Source organism: Vibrio clamense (assembly GCF_050337905.1).
In the GTDB taxonomy this organism is placed as follows: Bacteria; Pseudomonadota; Gammaproteobacteria; order Enterobacterales; family Vibrionaceae; genus Vibrio; species Vibrio cortegadensis.
This window is the reverse complement of sequence record NZ_JAKJTJ010000064.1, coordinates 1-1,512: the sequence shown is the minus strand read 5'-3', so window position 1 is coordinate 1,512 and position 1,512 is coordinate 1. Positions and strand designations below refer to the sequence as shown.

Annotated in this window: 1 protein-coding gene; it reads left to right on the top strand. The window is 41.6% G+C overall.

Features of this window, described 5'->3' with window-relative positions; genetic code table 11:
• Positions 1-222: 222 nt before the first annotated feature.
• Positions 223-1,347, top strand: a complete 1,125-nt coding sequence (locus L4C39_RS20050) for a hypothetical protein (RefSeq protein WP_429747755.1) — start codon at positions 223-225, stop codon at positions 1,345-1,347.
• Positions 1,348-1,512 lie beyond the last annotated feature (165 nt).

The window sequence follows — 1,512 nt, the reverse complement described above, 5'->3', positions numbered from 1 at the left end:
ATGCTGGAAAAAGCATGGTTAGTGCTACTACTGCGGGTGTGATTGCGATTGCTGCGCTTGGTTTTGGTCTCGGTATGGTTGTTTCTTGGCTTCGTAAGTAATGGTAATAACTATTATCTTGGGGTCATTGATGTGTGGCTCCTTTCTATACGGGGTTTATACAGGGGTTATCTCTGGGTAATTAATAAGGGGCTTCGGCTCCTTTTTTTGTAGGTGTATTTTATGAGTATTAAACAAAGCATTGCCGCGTTCCTGTTACTTTTCAGCGTTTCGTTTAGTGCTTTTGCGGGCTTTACTGGTTATAAGCGTCTTTCTCATGTTTCATCTCTTGGTCTTACTTGTGGTATGTATGACGGGCAAGTTTTATATTTTAAAAATGACCTATCTTCTTTTTGTGCGGGTAGTAGTTCGGGTTATGACTTGTATGGTGTATCTATTACAAAGTATGGTTTTAAAATGGCTTCTTATGGGGCTAGGCCGTTTGATAGTTTGGCTACGTTGCATAATATTGATTCATGCCCTGAAGGTGAGGTTTTAAATGATAAGACTGGTGAGTGTGAGTCTCCTTGTAAGAAATTAAAGGGTAATCGGACGGATACTATTTATTTTCCCGTTGGGACTTCTTTTGTTTCTTCTGTTTGCTCAAATTCTTGTCAGGCCACTATGGATAATTCCGCTTTTTGGGTTCCATCCACTCCAAACGATTCGCGTCCTAGTGGTATTTATACATATTCAGGCAGGCTTTGTCAGGATAGTGACTCTAGTGGTGACTCTGGCTCTGGTGGTGACTCTGGCTCTGGTGGTGACTCTGGCTCTGGTGGTGACTCTGGCTCTGGTGGTGACTCTGGCTCTGGTGGTGACTCTGGCTCTGGTGGTGACTCTGGTTCTGGTGGTGACTCTGGCTCTGGTGGTGACTCTGGCTCTGGTGGTGACTCTGGCTCTGGCGGTGGTTCTGGCTCTGGCTCTGGCGGTGGTTCTGGCTCTGGCGGTGGTTCTGGTGGTGGTGACGGGCGTTCTTTTATCACTCCAGGTAAGGGTGTCGGTTTTTCTGAAGGAACAATTTTAAGTGAGTCTATTGATGGCTTGAAAACTGAAATTGTAGATTTAGAAACTAATTTTAAAGAGCTTGTTTCAAAGTCTCCAATCAATAACGGTACGATGAGTTTTCAACAGGGTTCTTATTCTGGTCGAGCTTTTACGCTTCATCATGGTTCGGGGGATATTAATGTTAGTTTTAATTTATTTGATTCTCTCGGCGATAATGTTGTTTCAATTCGTACAGTTATATTATTCATTGCTGCCTTGAGTGCTGCATTTATTATTATGTCATCTGGTCGTAAGTCGTAGGGGGATTTATGGAGTTTATTTATAGTGCTTTTCAATATGTCGCTAATGTCTTTGGTTCTATTTCTGATTTCATTTCTACCATTCCATATTTGATTGTTGAGATTTTTTCTTATGCTTGGTTTTGGGCTATTAAGTTTTATATTACATTTAAAATCCAAATGATAG

Coding starts and splice junctions, on each gene's coding strand:
- L4C39_RS20050 (WP_429747755.1), top strand. CDS start 223: ATGAGTATTAAACAAAGCATTGCCGCGTTCCTGTTACTTTTCAGCGTT.